This is a genomic window from Alphaproteobacteria bacterium HT1-32 (genome assembly GCA_009649675.1).
In the GTDB taxonomy this organism is placed as follows: Bacteria; Pseudomonadota; Alphaproteobacteria; order Rhodospirillales; family HT1-32; genus HT1-32.
The window spans coordinates 347003-364391 of record WJPL01000002.1 but is presented as its reverse complement, the minus strand read 5'-3'; the positions used below and the strand labels follow the sequence as shown (position 1 = coordinate 364391).

At 57.1% G+C, this 17389-nt stretch carries 16 protein-coding genes; 4 read left to right on the top strand and 12 right to left on the bottom strand.

What is annotated here, in order from left to right; translation table 11 throughout:
* Nucleotides 1-27: 27 nt before the first annotated feature.
* Nucleotides 28-306 (bottom strand): cupin domain-containing protein, encoded by a 279-nt coding sequence (locus GH722_13160; GenBank protein ID MRG72712.1) that lies wholly within the window; start codon nucleotides 304-306, stop codon nucleotides 28-30.
* A 108-nt stretch (nucleotides 307-414) separates the two neighbouring features.
* Nucleotides 415-1077 (bottom strand): glutathione S-transferase family protein, encoded by a 663-nt coding sequence (locus GH722_13155; protein ID MRG72711.1) that lies wholly within the window; start codon nucleotides 1075-1077, stop codon nucleotides 415-417.
* A gap of 80 nt (nucleotides 1078-1157) precedes the next feature.
* On the opposite strand from GH722_13155, the gene GH722_13150 reads away from it, so the two are divergent.
* A complete protein-coding gene (locus GH722_13150) occupies nucleotides 1158-2492 on the top strand; it encodes an MFS transporter (GenBank protein ID MRG72710.1) in 1335 nt (444 codons plus the stop codon).
* A 4-nt stretch (nucleotides 2493-2496) separates the two neighbouring features.
* Here GH722_13150 and GH722_13145 read toward each other — a convergent pair whose 3' ends face one another.
* Together GH722_13145 and GH722_13140 are read right to left on the bottom strand one after the other, a co-directional pair.
* Nucleotides 2497-3279: an SDR family NAD(P)-dependent oxidoreductase gene (locus GH722_13145; GenBank protein MRG72709.1), complete on the bottom strand. Its 783-nt coding sequence runs from the start codon at nucleotides 3277-3279 to the stop codon at nucleotides 2497-2499.
* A complete protein-coding gene (locus tag GH722_13140; protein MRG72708.1) occupies nucleotides 3270-3803 on the bottom strand; it encodes a hypothetical protein in 534 nt (177 codons plus the stop codon). The genes GH722_13145 and GH722_13140 overlap by 10 nt, the downstream gene beginning before the upstream one ends.
* A gap of 53 nt (nucleotides 3804-3856) precedes the next feature.
* On the opposite strand from GH722_13140, the gene GH722_13135 reads away from it, so the two are divergent.
* Nucleotides 3857-4789, top strand: a complete 933-nt coding sequence (locus GH722_13135; GenBank protein MRG72707.1) for a YicC family protein — start codon at nucleotides 3857-3859, stop codon at nucleotides 4787-4789.
* A 12-nt stretch (nucleotides 4790-4801) separates the two neighbouring features.
* On the top strand, nucleotides 4802-5428 hold the full coding sequence (locus tag GH722_13130) for a guanylate kinase (GenBank protein ID MRG72706.1): 627 nt from the start codon (nucleotides 4802-4804) through the stop codon (nucleotides 5426-5428).
* Nucleotides 5429-5432: 4 nt separating this feature from the next.
* Here the strand turns inward: GH722_13130 and rsmA are convergent, their stop codons facing one another.
* The 6 genes from rsmA to lptF are packed head-to-tail and all read right to left on the bottom strand — an operon-like array spanning nucleotide 5433 to nucleotide 13078.
* Entirely contained in the window at nucleotides 5433-6245 is an 813-nt protein-coding gene (gene rsmA / locus GH722_13125) for a 16S rRNA (adenine(1518)-N(6)/adenine(1519)-N(6))-dimethyltransferase RsmA (protein ID MRG72705.1), read from the bottom strand.
* Complete coding sequence (pdxA, locus tag GH722_13120) at nucleotides 6242-7261, bottom strand: 4-hydroxythreonine-4-phosphate dehydrogenase PdxA (GenBank protein MRG72704.1); 1020 nt, start codon at nucleotides 7259-7261, stop codon at nucleotides 6242-6244. Before pdxA ends, rsmA begins: the two co-directional genes overlap by 4 nt.
* Complete coding sequence (locus GH722_13115) at nucleotides 7258-8667, bottom strand: hypothetical protein (protein ID MRG72703.1); 1410 nt, start codon at nucleotides 8665-8667, stop codon at nucleotides 7258-7260. The genes pdxA and GH722_13115 overlap by 4 nt, the downstream gene beginning before the upstream one ends.
* Nucleotides 8541-10685 carry an LPS assembly protein LptD gene (gene lptD, locus GH722_13110; GenBank protein MRG72702.1) on the bottom strand — a complete coding sequence of 715 codons (2145 nt, stop codon included), beginning with the start codon at nucleotides 10683-10685 and terminating at the stop codon, nucleotides 8541-8543. Before lptD ends, GH722_13115 begins: the two co-directional genes overlap by 127 nt.
* Nucleotides 10686-10687: 2 nt before the next feature.
* Nucleotides 10688-11812 carry an LPS export ABC transporter permease LptG gene (gene lptG / locus GH722_13105; protein ID MRG72701.1) on the bottom strand — a complete coding sequence of 375 codons (1125 nt, stop codon included), beginning with the start codon at nucleotides 11810-11812 and terminating at the stop codon, nucleotides 10688-10690.
* Between the two features lie 3 nt (nucleotides 11813-11815).
* On the bottom strand, nucleotides 11816-13078 hold the full coding sequence (gene lptF, locus GH722_13100; GenBank protein ID MRG72700.1) for an LPS export ABC transporter permease LptF: 1263 nt from the start codon (nucleotides 13076-13078) through the stop codon (nucleotides 11816-11818).
* A gap of 24 nt (nucleotides 13079-13102) precedes the next feature.
* Between lptF and GH722_13095 the strand changes: the two genes are divergently transcribed.
* Nucleotides 13103-13687 carry a BON domain-containing protein gene (locus GH722_13095; protein ID MRG72699.1) on the top strand — a complete coding sequence of 195 codons (585 nt, stop codon included), beginning with the start codon at nucleotides 13103-13105 and terminating at the stop codon, nucleotides 13685-13687.
* Nucleotides 13688-13770: 83 nt separating this feature from the next.
* On the opposite strand, the gene GH722_13090 is transcribed toward GH722_13095, so the two are convergent.
* Complete coding sequence (locus tag GH722_13090) at nucleotides 13771-15510, bottom strand: acyl-CoA dehydrogenase (GenBank protein ID MRG72698.1); 1740 nt, start codon at nucleotides 15508-15510, stop codon at nucleotides 13771-13773.
* A gap of 376 nt (nucleotides 15511-15886) precedes the next feature.
* Nucleotides 15887-17272, bottom strand: coding sequence for an FAD-binding protein (locus GH722_13085; protein MRG72697.1), 1386 nt, complete (start codon nucleotides 17270-17272; stop codon nucleotides 15887-15889).
* Between the last annotated feature and the right edge of the window lie 117 nt (nucleotides 17273-17389).

Here is a 17389-nt window from a genome sequence, read left to right as displayed (position 1 = left end):
ACGTCCCTTTCAGCAGGGCTGACAATGTCAGGATCCGCCCGCCCGCCTGGTTGCCAGATAGGAAACACCCTCGGCACTGACCCGTTCAGTATGCGGAACATTTCCCGCAACCATAATGCTGTCCCCCGGGCCACAGACACGCCGTTCACCCTCCAGTTCGATCACGATCTCGCCGCCGGTTATCAACAGGAAAACGTCATCATCGTGGGTATGCGTGTCATTAAACACCCCTGCGGCCTTGGACTTGGCGACAGGTACCTCAAAGCCCCCCTGCTCCGCAGCGGACCGAAATTCTGATTCATTCATATGCCGAAACCTCCGATGGCGATATCTCCGGACATCATTCTCCAGACCGGGGCAAGGAGCAAGCCGGAGTGTTTTTCCGGCTCCTGGTCCTGCATTGCGAATGTCCTGTTACTGTGCAGCGGCCTCTGCCGGAGGCAGGGTTTCCCGTGCCGACCGGCGTTCACTGAATCTGATCATCCATTCATTGATCCCGGGGTGCTTCTCAATCAGCTTTCGGCCATCCGGTTCCAGCCAGAGATACCGGATCATCGGATAGCTGTGGATATCTGCCAGCGTCACATTATCGGCGGCAAGCCAGTCCCGTCCGGCCCTGCCTTCAGTCAGACGGCGCAGGTACTTGTCGGCAATATCAAGTGATGCCCCGACCACGGACTCATCACAGGCCTGTCCCCGCGCCGGTTTGCTGATCCGCTCGACATAAACCCCTTTGATGAGAGCCGAAAACCCGTAAGCATCATTCATGGCAACAACGCAGTCACACCAGGCCGCCGCCACAGGATCCGATGGTTGCAGGCTCGGGCCATCCAGTGCCCGGTCCACATAGCGGGTGATAGCCTGTGTTTCATGAAGGCCCACGCCACCATGCTGCAATGCCGGAATTTTCCGGAACGGATGCAGATCCGTATAACCGTCCGGGAATGTCCCGGGGTCGTAGATATCGAAGGCGACGAACTCGAACGGGACAGACTTCTCCAGTAATGCCAGCCGGGCAATCCGTGTATAAACACTGTAGGTTGCTCCGAATAACCGGAGACTGGTTGACGAATTCAAGCTTGTCTCTCCCCTGAGCGGTAATCAAATCTGTAGTGGAAAATACGACAAATCATAATCGAGCCGAAAGAGCGGATATAATGACCAGCGAGACTGCATCCGGCAACGCATCCCGGGTCGCTGCCACCAACATATACGAAATCCTGACCGGGGACGAAGATGCCCGCGTCTGCAAAGATATTCCGGACAGTGCCTGTGATGCACAGCCCGTCAGCTTCACGCTTCAGCTGATCGCTCAGGTTCTGACCAAAATCGGCGACGGGCTGATGGATGTGAAGGTGGTTCTGGCCTGGCTGATGTCAGCAGTTGGCGCACCCGGTGCCGCTATTTCTCTGATTGCCCCGCTTCGCGAATCCCTCTCTATGGCGCCACAGCTCATCGTCGCAGCCTTCATCCGGCGAAGACCTGTGCGCAAATGGTTCTGGGTCGTTGGTGCCGTTCTGCAGGGAATTGCGGTTTTCGCAACAGCTACGGTGTTTCTGACGCTGGAAGGTGCCACCGCCGGATGGTCCGTCGTCGGGCTGGTGATTCTGTTCAGCCTGTCACGAGGCATCTGCTCAATTGCCGCCAAGGATGTGCTCGGGAAAACCGTATCCAGAGGACGCAGGGGAACCCTGAGCGGCTATGCAACCAGTGCATCCGCTTTTGTCATTCTGGCCTTTGGTATCTGGCTTAATCTGACAGGTGACGGACGTTCCGTGACCATACTGTCACAGGCCCTGATCATCTCCGCTGCCCTCTGGCTGGCCGGGGCCGTGGTTTACGCCCTGCTGCCGGAAGCCCCCGGATCAACGGGTGGCGGCGGAAATGCCGCTGCCGTTGCCATTGAGAGCCTGAAACTGGTGTTTGATGATCCGGACTTCGGCAAATTCGTCCTGTCCCGCGCCCTGCTGCTGGGGACCGCCCTGTCCGGCCCGTATTTTGCCGTACTGGCCCAGTCGTCCGGTGTTGACGGTCTTCAGGGTCTGGGAGGGCTGATGGTTGGTTCTGCCCTTGCCGGGGCTCTCAGTGCCCCTGTATGGGGGAGATTATCTGATGTCTCCAGCCGCCTGGTCATGGTTGCCGGCGGAATGATGGCCGGGCTTACCGGTATCGCAATCGGATTGCTTGATCTCAGCAACTCAGTGCTTCTTACATCGCCCTACAGTTTCGCCGTCGCAGTCTTCATTCTGGGACTTGGGCATGCCGGTGTCCGACTGGGCCGGAAAACCTATGTTGTCGATATAGCCACCAGTGACACCCGGTCATCCTATGTTGCCGTCAGCAACACGATCATTGGTCTGGTGCTGCTGGCCATCGGCGGTATCAGCGCCCTCGTCGCCTCGCTGTCGATTGCCTATGCCCTGCTGATGTTGTCTGCGATGGCCATAGCCGGTGCCGCCCTCAGCCTCAGTCTGAAAGAGGTTGAAGAGTGAAGACCTAGCCGCAGTCCGGTGATTTTGCCGGCATGCGTCTCAGCAAGGGGGCTGCAGCCCAGCCCGGCAAAGCCCCCAGCAGCCAGCCCGAGAACGCCATTGGCCAGGGGAATGCAATCGTCGCCTGATTACGCCCCAGTCCGGACCGGATGATCTTTGCCGCCTTGTCCGCCGGCATCAGCATCGGCATGGGAAAACTGTTGCTGTCGGTAATCCGGCTTACAACAAATCCCGGGCAGATGACATTCACACGAACATTCCGTGTGGCATAAACCGGCCTCAGACCGCCCCCCAGAGCCCGTACAGCCGCCTTGGAAGCTGAATAGGCCGGGGCACTGGGCAATCCCCGATATCCCGCCAGAGAGGCCACCAGCGCGATCTGGCCGTGCCCTCTCTCCGCCATCCGGCGCAGCGGAAGGTCGATTGTGTTCAGGACACCACCTACATTGACGTCCATAATCCGGCGCATGATGGCTGTTGTCTCTGTCCCGCTGCCTGACCCGCCGGAAATACCGGCATTGGCAATAACCAGATCAAGCGGGCGGACATCATCCGACGCAGATATCCACCGGTCCATTGCCTCACGATCTGTCACATCTATGACAGCGGCATCGACCATGCTGCCCAATTCCCGGCAACGATTTGCGACCTGTTCCAGTCTTTCCGGGTCACGCCCGGACAGGAACAGGCTCACGTCAGGGGCTGCATAAGCACAGGCCAGTGCCTCACCGATACCGCTGGAGGCCCCTGTAATCAGGATGGATGCAGGTTTGCCACTCAAAACCATGGCCCGATGAACAGACTCTGTGTTGTCATCCGGCTGTCCTTTGCCAGTGCCAGCCGTAACCGCGCCTCTGACAGCAATCTGGCTGTTGCCGGATCCCTCTCGATGATCTTGCCGAGCCAGTCGCGGTCCTCAGCCGACAATGACAGCATTCTGACTGTGATTCCCTTGCTGTCAGTCAGGCTGCTGGCCTCATAGGGGCGTCCTGTTACAGACCAGGCAGCCAGTAATATCCAGGCCGCATTCAGTTCGTCAGTATGCAGGTAACCGTCATTATTCGCATCATGTGACGCCAGCCAGTCGAGAACCGGGCCAAGATCCTTGCGTGCGATAATACCCTCCGGCGTTCCCCGTCCCGCGGACTCGCCGATAGTTGCCGCCCTGAATATCCCGGTGACAGGAATCAACTCGCCATCAGCCTGTCGCAACCGTAAATCCTGCAGGGCCATTTCCGGCGCCTGCGGGATAACGGCACAGGCAACAAGCGTGGCACAAAGAATGAGCATGGAGAGCGTTCTGATCAGCATGGGGCAAGAATTGCGGTGCTTTGCCGATCAACGCAATCCTTTTCCGGACCGGAATGTCATCCTATAGAAGAGCCTCACGATGCGAGGAAGATATGGCGAAGGTGCTGAGCATGACCGGGTTTGCCCGGTCCGAGACGGAAATCGACGGAACCCGGTTTGTCTGGGAACTGAAAAGCGTCAACGGCAAAGGCCTCGACATCCGCTTCCGTATGCCCGGCGGCTTTGAAGCGACTGAACTGAAATGCCGCAAGCTGGCGGACCAGCAGCTCGGGCGGGGGAATCTCACCGCGAACCTGACGGTGCAGAAAGAGGCCGCCGCCCCCACCTGTCAGATCAATCGTGAACTGCTGCGTGAACTGTTCGACACCTGCGCAGAGATGGCCCGCGAGACCGGCAGCGCCCCTCCACGTCTTGATGTGCTTGCTTCGGTTCGTGGTGTTCTGGATATGTCAGACGCCCCTTCAGACGGTCCGAGATGGCGCGAAGAGGATATTACCGCAGCAGGTGATCTGTTCAGTGAAGCACTGAGAGCACTGGTCGACATGCGGCAGGTTGAAGGCAGCGCCCTGCAACAACTCCTCACCTCCTTCCTTGCCGACATACGCTCACTGACAGAGGCCGCAAAAGCCCGGTCAGAGGAAAGACCCGAAATTTTCCTCCAGCGATTGCGCGAGTCAATCGAACGACTGACCAGAAACGATGACCGGTTTGATAGTGAGAAACTTGGCCAGGAAGCCTTGCTGCTCGCCGCAAAAGCCGACATTCGCGAAGAACTCGACCGGCTGAAAGCTCATTGTGATGCCGCCGGCCAGCTACTGAAGGACGGGGGCCAGATTGGCCGGAAACTTGATTTTCTCTGTCAGGAACTGAACCGGGAAGCCAACACCCTCTGCTCCAAGGCCAACGATGTGGAACTGACCGGGATCGGGATGAACCTGAAATCCGTGATCGAGCAATTCCGCGAACAGGTCCAGAATGTCGAATAAGGAAATATGATGATGCAGATAAGACGTCGTGGCCTGATGCTGGTGCTTTCGTCGCCTTCCGGTGCCGGTAAGAGCACGATTTCCCGCTCTCTGCTGGATAACGACGACAACCTGACGATGTCGGTTTCCGTAACAACCCGCACACCGAGAGCCTCTGAAGTTGACGGGATGCATTATCACTTCATCGAGAAACCCGAATTCCACAATCTGGTTGCCAATGACGGGCTGCTGGAACATGCGAAGGTGTTCGACAACTACTATGGCACCCCTCGGCTTCAGGTTGAGGAAGCCCTGAAAAAAGGCCGCGACGTTCTGTTCGACATCGACTGGCAGGGAACACAGCAGCTTTCCGAGAAAGCACCGAGGGATCTGGTTCGTGTCTTCATCATGCCGCCTTCCGTCGCGGAACTGGAACGCAGGTTGCGCAGCCGGGCGCAGGACAGCGACGAGGTCGTCAGGGGACGGATGGCGAAGGCGCTCGACGAAATGTCACACTGGTCGGAATATGACTATGTCATCGTGAATGACGACCTTAACCGCAGCATTTCCAGCGCCCGCTCCATTCTTGCAGCAGAGCGCCTGAAACGTGAACGGCAGATCGGGCTGGCTGATTTCACCAACGATATGCGCGACAGCTAGGGTCTCAGTCAGAGGCCCTGCTCAGCCGCAGGAAATCATCTACGGATAATTGTTCTGCCCGGACTGTCGGGTCGATACCCGCCGCCTCGAAATCATAGCCTTTGAGGCTGGAACGAACCATCTTGCGGCGCTGATTGAAGGCCCGGGCGACGGTTTGTTCCATTCTCGCAAAGGTCGCTGCATCCGGCGGGTTCTCTTTCGGATGCAACTGGATGATTGCGCTGTCCACTTTCGGTGGCGGGGTGAAGGCACGGGCTGGCACATCAAACAGAATTTCAGCATGACAAAGCCACTGGGTCATGACGGACAGGCGCCCGTAATTGCTGCTGCCCGGTGCGGCGGCAATACGTTGTGCAACTTCCTTCTGGAACATCAGCGTCAGGCTCTCGAAATCCGCGATATGGCGGAGCCAGCCGATCAGCAGAGGTGTCGAGATATTGTAAGGCAGATTGGCAATGACCCGGCGCGGGGCAGTTCCCAGTTCATGTGTCTGCGTCTTCAGCGCATCGGCTTCGATGATCTCCAGACGCCCGGGACAACAGGCTCCGATCTCATCCAGAACAGGCCGAAACCTCAGATCCTTTTCGACGACGATCACCTCGGCCGCTCCGGCGGCAAGCAAGGCCCGGGTCAGACCGCCCGGTCCCGGACCAATTTCAACACAACTGCCCCGGCTCAGATCACCTGCGGCGCGGGCGATCCGTCCTGTCAGATTCAGATCCAGCAGAAAATGCTGCCCGAACGACTTCTTCGCCAGCAGCCCATACCGGGCCAGTTGCTCGCGGATCGGCGGCAAATCATCCAGATGAGAACTCATCTTCGCAGTTGCGTCCGGTTAGCGGCAATATCGGACGCCAGCCTGATTGCAGCAATCAGGCTTTCAGGATTAGCCTTGCCTGTACCCGCAATATCGAAGGCGGTCCCGTGATCGGGGCTGGTCCGGACAAACGGCAACCCGAGGGTCACATTCACACCGCCGTCAAAGTCGATGGTTTTCAGAGGGATCAGTGCCTGATCGTGATACATGCAGATCGCCACGTCATAACCGCGCCGGGCTGCGGCATGGAACATCGTATCCGGTGGCATTGGTCCGATTGCGTTGACGCCTTCGGATCGCAGAATATCAATCGCCGGCCCTACGATAGTCTGTTCTTCGGTGCCCATCGCCCCGCCCTCGCCCGCATGCGGGTTCAGCCCTGCAACTGCCAGCCTGGGTTCAGCGATGCCAAAGTCCTCTCTCAAGGCACGGTCCGTAATACGCGCTTTGCGAACAATCGCATCAATTGACAGGTTCATCACCGCATTCCGCAGCGATTCGTGAATGGAGACAGGGACCACACGCAGTTCGCTGTTCGCCAGCATCATCAGCGGGGTCTCGACACCGGCCAGTGCTGTCAGAAATTCGGTATGACCGGGATAGGTAAAACCGGCACCGTAAAGTACCGCCTTGTTGATCGGGTTGGTCACCAGCCCCCCGATCTGTCCTGCTGTCGCCATCTGGACTGCGGTCTCTATGGCATCGATGACAACCCTGCCATTACGGCTGTCACCCTGTCCGGGCACCACCGGATGAGGCAGTCGCCGCACAAAAACGGGCAAAGCATCCGGAAAAACAGCGGCAGTATCCTGCGGGCCGGAGATTTCAGCTATCTCGATATCCCATCCCAGATGGCTGGCGAGCTTCCGAAGCCGTTCAGGGTCATCGATTGCAAAAAAGCTGCTGTCGCTTCCGCGCAACGCCTTCCAGGCAGCCAACAGTATTTCACCGCCAATGCCTGCCGGATCTCCCATGGTAACGGCAAGCGGTAACCGGATATGTGACAGATCACTCAGAGACGGATTTCCACAAATGCCGCGCGACGCAAATCCTGCAGATAGCGTTCAGCACGAAGTTGCAGGCGCTGAAGGCGCATACGATCCCGGACCTGTTCCTCCGATATCTCGTTTTTTTCTTCCGTGCGGTCACAAACCCTGTAGACGGCAATCCCCGCATCGGTTCTGACCGGGCGGCTGCTTTGCCCTGTAGCAAGCTGGCCGACAACACTGGCAATAGCCTGCGGCATTTCCTGAAGCTGCAATTTACCCAACGGACCCGACAGCGATGAGCCAAGCTGCTGCCCCAGCTGTCCGAACTGTTCGCAGGTAACAGCCTGCGCCGCGATCTGACTGGCGGTACCTCTGGCCTTGTCGATATCGGCCTGACTGGCATTTGCCGGCAATTCAACGATGGCCTGGCTCAGGTCGATGGTAACCGAAGGGGTACCACCGATCATTCTCCGGTCATTCAGACGCAGAATGGCCAGTCCTCCGATTGTCTCGACCGGGCCAGCGACCTCTCCCGGTTCCAGGCGATTCAGGGCCGCCTCAATTTCCGGCTCTGTATCTCCCGGAGCGACCCAGCCCACGACACCGCCTTCAGAAGCATAAGCCGACTGAGAAAATTGCCGTGCTGCCTCGACAAAGGGCGCACCATCCCGGATCTGATTGATCAGGCGATCAGCCAGTTGCTCAACGGCTGAGCGATCAGCCGGCGGGGAAGTGGACAGAAAAATTTCACTGTAATTATTCTCGGGCTTGCCCATGACTGACTTGAAACGCTCGGTTGCTTCCCGAACCTCAACATCATCCAGAGTGATCTGGCTGGCGATCCTGCGACCGACAATCTTGTTCCAGGCAATATCGGCGCGGATCTGATCCATCACTGATTCGAAGGGAACGCCATTGGACTCCATTGCCTGCTGGAACTGTCCCGCCGGTATCCGGTTCCGCTTTTCAATAACTTCAACGGCAGTGCTGATATCAGTCGGTGTAATTGTGATATCCAGCCGCTTCGCTTCCTGGAACTTCAGTTGTTCATCAATCAGGGTTCGCAGCACCTGTGGCGCGATACGCTGACGCACTTCATTGGTCCGAGGCAGGGAGCTGGAGGCCACAATCATCTCAACCCTGGCACCGAGGTCGAGTGTCGAGATGATGTCATCATTCACGACAGCGGCAACACGAAAGTCCTGTGCCTGCGCGCTATCTCCCGGTACAACAAGAAACGGCAGACAGACCAGGGCAAAAGACGCTGCTATACTTCTCCGGCTGATGTTCCTGATGATCCCCCGCATTACCCCACCGGGCTCCCGACTTCGCCAAGATTCTTGAAAAGAAAGCGTAACATGAATGTATCGTCTGCGTTCACATCGCGGTCCCGGGTAAAGCTCCGGACATAGTCTAGCGAAAAGCCGAAGCATTCATCTTCATAGCTCAGACCGGCACCGATTCTCAGCCATCCACCGTCAGATGTCAGATCGCGCCGGCCATCCGCACGTGCAATCCAGTGTTTCGAAAGCTGGCTCTGCCCATTCAGAGAGATTTCTTCACGTGCGTCGAACTCGTCACCGGATCCCTGTCGTTCAACCTGAATATAGTTCAGACCGATGGATAAAGCACGTTCACCGCCGGAAAATCCGATTTCCTGACGCTGCGGCTCCAGGTTTTCCTTGGAAAGACGGAACCTGTAGAGGAAGGACAATGAATTGGTCGGGGCAACTTCAACCCGTCCGACAAGGTCAGAGAAGTGCTGCTGCAAGCCACTTTCCTGCGTAAAGGTATCATCCTCCTTAACCCGGAAACTCTGGCCGACCAGCACTTCCGTACGACCGCCGCCATTACCATACCAGCCCCAGTTCATGCCGTAATTCAGCCGGGGCCCGCCTTCAACGCGGTCATAGCCGGTAAACCGGTTGGCACTGAACAGATTGGTATCATCAAACTCGAAATTCTGACTGTCTTCATTCGGTATGTCAGAAGGGTTCCCCCCATAAGGGGCAACAACGGCAGAAACCATTGGCTTGACGATCTGATGTGCGCCCTGCTGATCCCGTACCAGCGGCCAGGACCAGTTCACAGATGCCTGGGGGAAGACGCGACCGGTAAAGCCGTTTTCGGTCCGCCCATTGCCGACATTGACATCATTCACATGATAAAGGTCAGACTGAACTGTCGCACTGACAACGACCTCGTCACCCATTGGGCCGGTGTAGGGCATGTTCCAGCCACCCTTGAGTGACATACGCCGGCTATCCGTACCATCGCTGCGCTGCAGGACCTGTGTATTGGCATTAAAAGTAAAATACCGGCCACTGCCTTCTGTCGGCTCGCCAACAAAATCATACTGGGCAAAAGGCAAAACCAGAGGTGCCTCACCCGGATCATCATCCTCACGCAATCCCTGATACGCATAGGCAGAAGCCGAAGCATATCGCCGACCGCTGAACCCTTCGACATAGGCGCGTGACGTCAGGTCATCTTCGCCAGACAACTGATAACGGTCGAGATAGGTGTCATCGGTTGATCGCTGAACATCCAGTCCCCAGCGCCAGGTATCATCAATATCAAAGCGGCTTTCTGAAAAAATATGGCCACGGACATCATCATTGCTGTCTTCCGTGATACTGGTCTCGATATCGAACCGCCCCTTCATGCCCCGCCAGCGATATTCCGCCAGCCCGGCAGCGCCTTCCTGAGACGTTATGATCGGGGTAAAGGTTGCATCTTCATGCTCGTTGATATTCCAGAAATACGGCGTCTGCGTAAAAAACCCGAGGTCAGAATTATTCCCGAATGTCGGTGCCAGAAAGCCGCTTCTGCGTTTAACGGTCGGGTCCGGATGCTGAAAATAGGGAAGATACAAGAACGGGATACCGTAGAACTCCATCACGGCATCGTAATACTCGATGGTCTGCTCTTTCTGGTCATGGTTCACCTCAGCGGCACGAATCTGCCACAGCGGTGCCCCTTCCGGGTCATTCTTGCACAGTTCGCAGGGTGAATAGACGGCCCGTTTGAGTTCCGTCAGATTGCCATCGGTTCTGCGTCCGCCACGAGCGGCAAAGCGTGAGTTATCCTCCATCAGAATCCGGATTTCAGTCACCACCCCGGTTTTCAGATCGCCACTCAGTTCAACCTTCTCGGCAAAGATGACATCACCGGACGGCTCCAGCAGAGAAATATTCCCGAAGGCAGTCACAATGTCCTGCTTGCGATCATAGGAAATCAGATCGGCGAGGAGTGTACGTCCCCCCTGCACGATTTCCACATTGCCGCGGGCGGTGACGATCTCAAGCTGGTCATCATACAGCACTTCGTCCGCAGAAAAGACCGCAGGGTCCGTCGTGGAAGACGGTTGGTTCTGCGCATGGGCAGCGGTTCCCGTGAGAGAAACAAGAAACGCTGCAAGCGTTAACCATAACAAGGACTTACCTATCATCCCTAACCATCTTCCAGATGAAACAAGAGAGCAAGCCCCAGCAAACTGCTGACACCCGCCGGAGACCACGCGGCCAGTAAGATCGGGATGCTTTCAGACAACCCGAGCGCGCGGGTTATATCCGAGAAAACGAATAACAGAAAGCCGGCACTGACACCTCCGACAACAAGAAAGCCGGCTGAAGTCCGCAAAGTCAGCCGCAGAGAGAACGCAGCCGCAATCAGGACCATGGCACAGAGCAGCAATGGCGTCGACAGCAGTGACTGAAGATGCAGTCTGTGTCGCAGTGCCGAGAAGCCCGCTGTTTCAAGCACTTCGATGAATCCCGGCAGTGACCAGAATGACATTGTTTCCGGGGTGGCAAAGCTGTCCTGAATCTTGCCGAGTGTCAGGTCTGTATCGATGAAATGCTCATCCAGAAAAACCGACCGTTTGTCCTGGGTCGGATCCCGGGTCCAGACATCCTGCAAATACCAGAACCCGTCTCCCAGCTGTGCAAACTTTGCATCCAGTCGCAGGGTGAATTCATCAGCCGTGTTGAAACGATAAATCGTCACATCCGTCAGTTCGACATCAACGCCCTGCTGATAAACTTTCTTTGCATGGATCACATCCTGCCCGAGATCACTGCCCTGACGCAGCCAGAAGCCGGAGCCGGATATATCCAGTGCATTGCTGATCCCCCGGAAAAACCGGTTTTCCAGCTGTTCGTAATGCGACAGCATAAGTGATGAAAGCGGATTAAGGACGGCTGTCTGCAGCATTCCGATGGCCACGGCCCCAATCAGTGGTGGCAGGATCAGCTGCCAGACCGAAACCCCTGCCGCACGCGCGACGATCAGTTCATGATACCGCGTCAGCCGCCAGAAACAGGCCATCCCACCGAACAGGATCGCAAACGGTACGATTCGCATGCCGAGATGGGGCAGCTTCATCAGGGTCATCTGCGCCACCAGACCGATGGTGACATCGGGACGGGATGACGCCCGCCGCATCAGCTCGATGAAATCGAACAGGAAAATAATCCCGAGCAGGATCAGGAGAACACTGAAAACATGGAACAGAAACTGCCAGCCGATATAGACCGACAAAACCGCCGACAATTTTCTCGATGAGGGTGATGCCATCAGTCACGACCCTCCGAGAATGACCCGCACCAGGCGGGGCGGCGACAATCGTGAACTGGAACTTTGAATCAGCAGAACGGCGAGGATGATTGGAATCACGGCCGCAACATAGAGCAACGGCACCAGAGCCAGATTCTTAGCCGCAAGGGTCGACAATCCGAGGTCACCCGACATCAGGAAGATGACAATACCAACAGCCAGCAGGACCCGTTCGATATGTCCGCGCCGGCTGAACTGTCCCGTCAGCAAAAGAGCCAGACCGATCAGCGTATAAGCGAAAACGGACAAAGGCGTATATATTCGCCGGTGCCCCTCAACGCGCATCCGCCCGAAATCCCGTTCGCCAACACTTTCCGGAGTGACTGAAAACAATTCGCCGATACTGCGCTCTCTGGGTTCCCGGTAGCGTTCTCCCGCTTCCTTACCGTCACCACCGCTCCCGAACTCCAGTGTATAGCTGTCAAAACTACCGAAATTATAGCGATTGCTGGGTTGCTCAACCCGCTGAATACTGCCTTTTCCCAGGACAACCCGGGGGCCTGTCGTTGTCTGTACCAACGCACCCCGTGACGCGATATAGGTTGTTGGCCGGGTCTCATCCCGGCTGTCATGTACCATGATGCCGATCAGCTCACCGGAAGCTGAGCGTTCCTGAACGAAGACCATGACACCGCTGCGAATTTCATTAAACACGCCCTCGCGCAGGAATATCTGTGCTTCATCCTGCCGGATATCCCACTGCATCACCCGGAACTGTTTATAGGCCTGCGGAGTGATGTACATGTTCAGCGCATAGGAAACGAAACAGGTCAGCAGGGCCACAAGAAGTGCCGCTGAAGAAATCGACCAGTTCGACAGCCCCGCCGTCCGCATGATGACCAGTTCACGGTCAACAATCAGCTTGTTGTAGGTAAACAGAACCACCGCAAACAAAGAGATCGGCAGGATGATGACCAGAAAGTTGGGCAGCAACAGCACGGTCATCGTCAGGAAGGTTGTCAGCGACAGCCCCCGCGTCACGATCAGTTCGATAATCCGCAGACTCTGGATCAGCCAGATGACGCCGGTCAGGCCGGCGGCAACCATAAATGTTCCCGCAACCAGCTGTCGCGTGATATATCGGTCGAGGCTTTTCATTTCCGAAACAGTCGCGCGAACAAATTTCTGCCGTGTTTGGAACCTATAGCCGGATTCAGGCGTTCTTGTCACAATACATCCGGCGTTTCGAAGATTGTAACCAACCAGTCCTAGCGATGCACGCCACATATCGATTTTGAAGGAACAGACAACATGACATCCCCTCTGCGACAGACCGGACTTCTCCGCCTTGGTGCCGCGCTTGCTGCGACCCTGCTGGTTGCTGCCTGCCAGACAACCTCGCTGAGCGGAGCCTCTTCTGTCATCGAATACCGCACAAACGCTGAAGTTCTCGACGATAAATCTGTCGAGGCAAAAATCAGCAAGGGCGTCGAAGATCTCTCCACGCAGTATGTCATGGATGTGACCGCCGATGCCTATAACGGGCGCGTTCTGCTGACCGGCACAGCCGGCGCGGCAAATGCCAAGGAAAGTGTCGAACGGGTCGCCCGCTCAACACCGGAAGTCAAAACCGTCCATAACGAAATTCAGATTGCCGGTGAGGAAAGCGCCACCCGTGACCTGACCATTGCAGGCAAACTGAAAACAAAACTTCTGGCGACCAAGGGTGTCAGTTCAAACAACTACACCATCCGCGTTGTCAATGCGGTGGTCTATATCATCGGCATCGCCGAATCCGATGCTGAGTTCAACACCGTCCTGAACGTCGCCCGCAACATTGCCGACGTGAAGCGTGTGGTGAATTACATCAACATCGATTCATCCCGGGCAAGCTAACGCCACTATCCGGGCGCCGGAGTCCCCTCCGGCGCCCGGCTTAATTTCTTCCTGCACCTGACGTTGAAACGCAGCGCCCTGCCTCAGAAATCTGCTGCGGTCAGAGCCATCATGTCCTCAGCACCACCACAGGCAATCTGACGCAGTACGTCGGCACGACGGCAAAACCGGCTGATGAAATGTCGCGCTGCCGCCTGTCGGCGTGCCTCGCCACCTTCGCCCCCTCCAGCTTCCGCAAGTGACCGCGCCATCATCCAGCCGCCAATGGCCATCGCCGCCAGTTCCAGATAGGCAGAGGCCCCTGCACCCAGCCAGTTCTGATCGCTGCCATGTGCAACAATCTCTGTTGTTGCCATCTCCAGCGCCCTCACGGCCTCCTTCACCTGCCCGGCTTCCGCTGTTCCCAGCTTCTCCAGATCAGCCGAAATCTCTGCTGTAAAAGCCATCATCGCCGCCCCGCCATCGCGGGAGACCTTGCGTCCGACCAGATCAAGCGCCTGAATACCGTTGGTGCCTTCATAGATCGGCAGAATGCGGGCATCGCGATAATGCTGCGCCGCCCCGGTTTCCTCGATGAATCCCATTCCGCCGTGAATCTGCACACCGATATCAGCAACCCGGACGCCGATATCCGTGCACCATGACTTCACGATCGGGGTCAGCAATTCCACATTGCGCGCCGCCCGGGCTTTTCGATCAGCATCCGTGTGACGGTGAGAGCGATCAAACTCAGCCGCGGCAAAATAGGTAATGGCCCGGGCTGCATCGATCATCGCCCGCGCATCAAGCAGCATCCGCCGGACCTCGGCATGATGAATGATCCCGCCGGTCTCGCCACTGGCCGATTTTCCCTGCACCCGTTCCGTCGCGTAATCACGCGCCTGCTGATAGGCCCGTTCTGCAATCGCCACACCCTGCAATCCGACAGACAGCCGGGCGTTGTTCATCATCGTGAACATGCAGGCAAGGCCTCTGTTTTCCTCCCCCACCATCCAGCCCAGCGCCCCGCCATCATCACCATAAGACATCACGGCTGTCGGGCTGGCCTTGATGCCCAGCTTATGCTCCAGCGACACACAACGCAGATCATTGCGCTGACCGGGATTGCCATCAGCGTCCGGGATGAATTTTGGCACCACAAACAGCGAGATGCCACGAGACCCCGGCGGCGCATCAGGTGTGCGCGCCAGCACCAGATGCACGATATTCTCCGACATATCGTGCTCGCCATAGGTGATATAGATTTTCTGACCGGTGATCCGCCAGGCGTCACCCTCCGGCACGGCACGGGTCTTGACCTGTGACAGGTCCGATCCGGCCTGCGGCTCGGTCAGGTTCATAGTGCCCGACCAGCGACCGTCGATCATGCCCGGCAGATAAGTCTCCTGCTGCGCCTTCGTGCCATGTTCCAGCAGCGCCTCGATGGCTCCCTGATTGAGCAGCGGGCAAAGACCGAAAGACAGGTTCGATGCCTGCCAGACTTCCGACACGGCGAAGGCCAGCGCCCAGGGCAGTCCCTGTCCGCCCTGCGCTTCCGGAAACGGCACCGCATTCCAGCCGCCTTCACAGAACTGGCGATAGGCTTCCCGAAAACCTTCCGGCGTACGAACCACGCCATTCTCGGCAACACTGCCCGTCTGATCGCCGGAGAAGTTCAGCGGCGCAAGAACCTCAGAACCAAACCGGCCGGCTTCTTCCAGCACCGCCCGTGCCAGGTCCTCTGTCACTTCCTCCCAGCCGGGCAGCGACGACAACTCCCCAAATCCCGCCAGTTTCTCCAGCGTAAACCACATATCCTCGACCGGTGCGGTATAGGGAATCATCTTCATATCCTCATTCTGTCTGCTTCATTGTTGTTACCGCCGTTTTCCGGGGATGTCATGTTCTGCAAAAGGAAGGGGGGCGATGACACAGATGAACACAGATAAACACGGATGGCTCCGGTATCCCGGGTATAACTGATGAATGAGTCCGGACGCCTGTCTGGAAAGATATATCGGCCCTTCGGGCGCAGAAATTCCAACCCCTTCACACACCACAGATATTACACCATGCCCTCATTTCCCAGAGACGATCCCTGTTTATCTGTGTTCATCTGTGTCAAAAAACTGCGTCACAAACCCGCTTCCACAGCTTCAAACTGCAGAACTGCGTCGATGCGCCCCAGATCAGATCAGGGGTGATACAGATCAAGCCCCTTCAAAGCACCTTGCCGGGGTTCATGATACCGGCCGGATCCAGGGCTTTCTTGACGGCACGCATCATGTCCATCTCGACCCCATGCTTCCGCTCGGCCACTTCTGCCCGTTTCAGGACACCGACACCATGTTCGGCAGAGATCGAGCCATCCATCGACACCGTAATATCGTGGACGATTTTGTTCAGCACCGGATAGTAGCTGAGGAAATCCGGGTGGCCGACCGGCTCGGAGACATTGAAATGCATGTTGCCATCACCGGCATGCCCGAAGGCGCAGACGCGGACATCCGGAATCTCTGCCTCACAAGCCTTGGTCGCCACTTCAAGAAATTCTGCAATCCGCGAGACGGGCACGGAGATATCATGCTTGATGCTGACACCTTCCAGCTTCTGAACCAGCGGAATGGTCTCGCGAATGGCCCAGAGTGACTTGGCCTGCGCCTCGTTCTGAGAGATCACCGCATCGAGCACCAGTTCCTGTTCAAAGGCTTCCCCCAGGGCGGCCTCCACCTCATCCTGAACCGGGCGACCGGAGGCAATGTTAGTCACCACATACCAGGGATAGCTCTCCGCAAACGGATCCTTGATCGAGGATTCATGTTTCACGACATAATCGACACAGCGACGCTCCATCAGCTCAAAAGCCGAGACCGCATCGCCCGTGCAGTCGCGCAGGATGCCCAGCAGTTCAATCGCCTTCGCCGGGCTTTCCACCGCGATCAGGGCAGTCTGTGTATGGCGTGGCAGGGTGAACAGCTTGAGACTGGCCGCCGTGATGATCCCCAGCGTCCCCTCTGCCCCGATAAACAGATGTTTCAGGTCATAGCCGGTATTGTCCTTGCGAAGCTTCCGCAGGCCATTCCAGATTTCGCCCGTCGCCGTGACCACTTCCAGCCCCAGCACCATCTCCCGCGCATTGCCATAACGCAGCGTCGTATTGCCCCCTGCATTGGTCGCCAGATTACCACCGATGGTACAGGTCCCTTCTGCCGCCAGGCTCAGCGGAAACAGCCGGTTCACATCCCGCGCCGCATTTTGCAGTTCCAGCAGGGTGCAGCCGGCTTCCGCCACCATCGTGTAATCCGCCGGATCAATCTGGCGCACCTTGTTCATACGCTTCAGTGAAATCGCGACCGCATTGGAATCATCAGGAATTGCCCCGCCAACCAGACCGGTCATTCCCCCCTGCGGCACGACTGGCGTACCAGACTCCGCACAGGCCCGCACCGCCTTCGCGACTTCCTCGGTGGAACGCGGCCAGACAACCATCTGGCACTTCCCGTGCCACAGCCCCCGCGGCTCTTCCAGATGCGCTGCAATGCGCTCGGGGTCTGCACTCCATGAGTCAGAGCCAAGCGTCGAGGTCAGGGTTTCGCTGAGGGACATGGGAGATGCCTGTAGAATGGGGAAACGTGATGCCCGGATTTTGGCAGATGGGCTGCGGAGCGGCAAGCTAACGGATAGATATCAAACGTATTTTTAAAACTCATCCTCCATCACCTC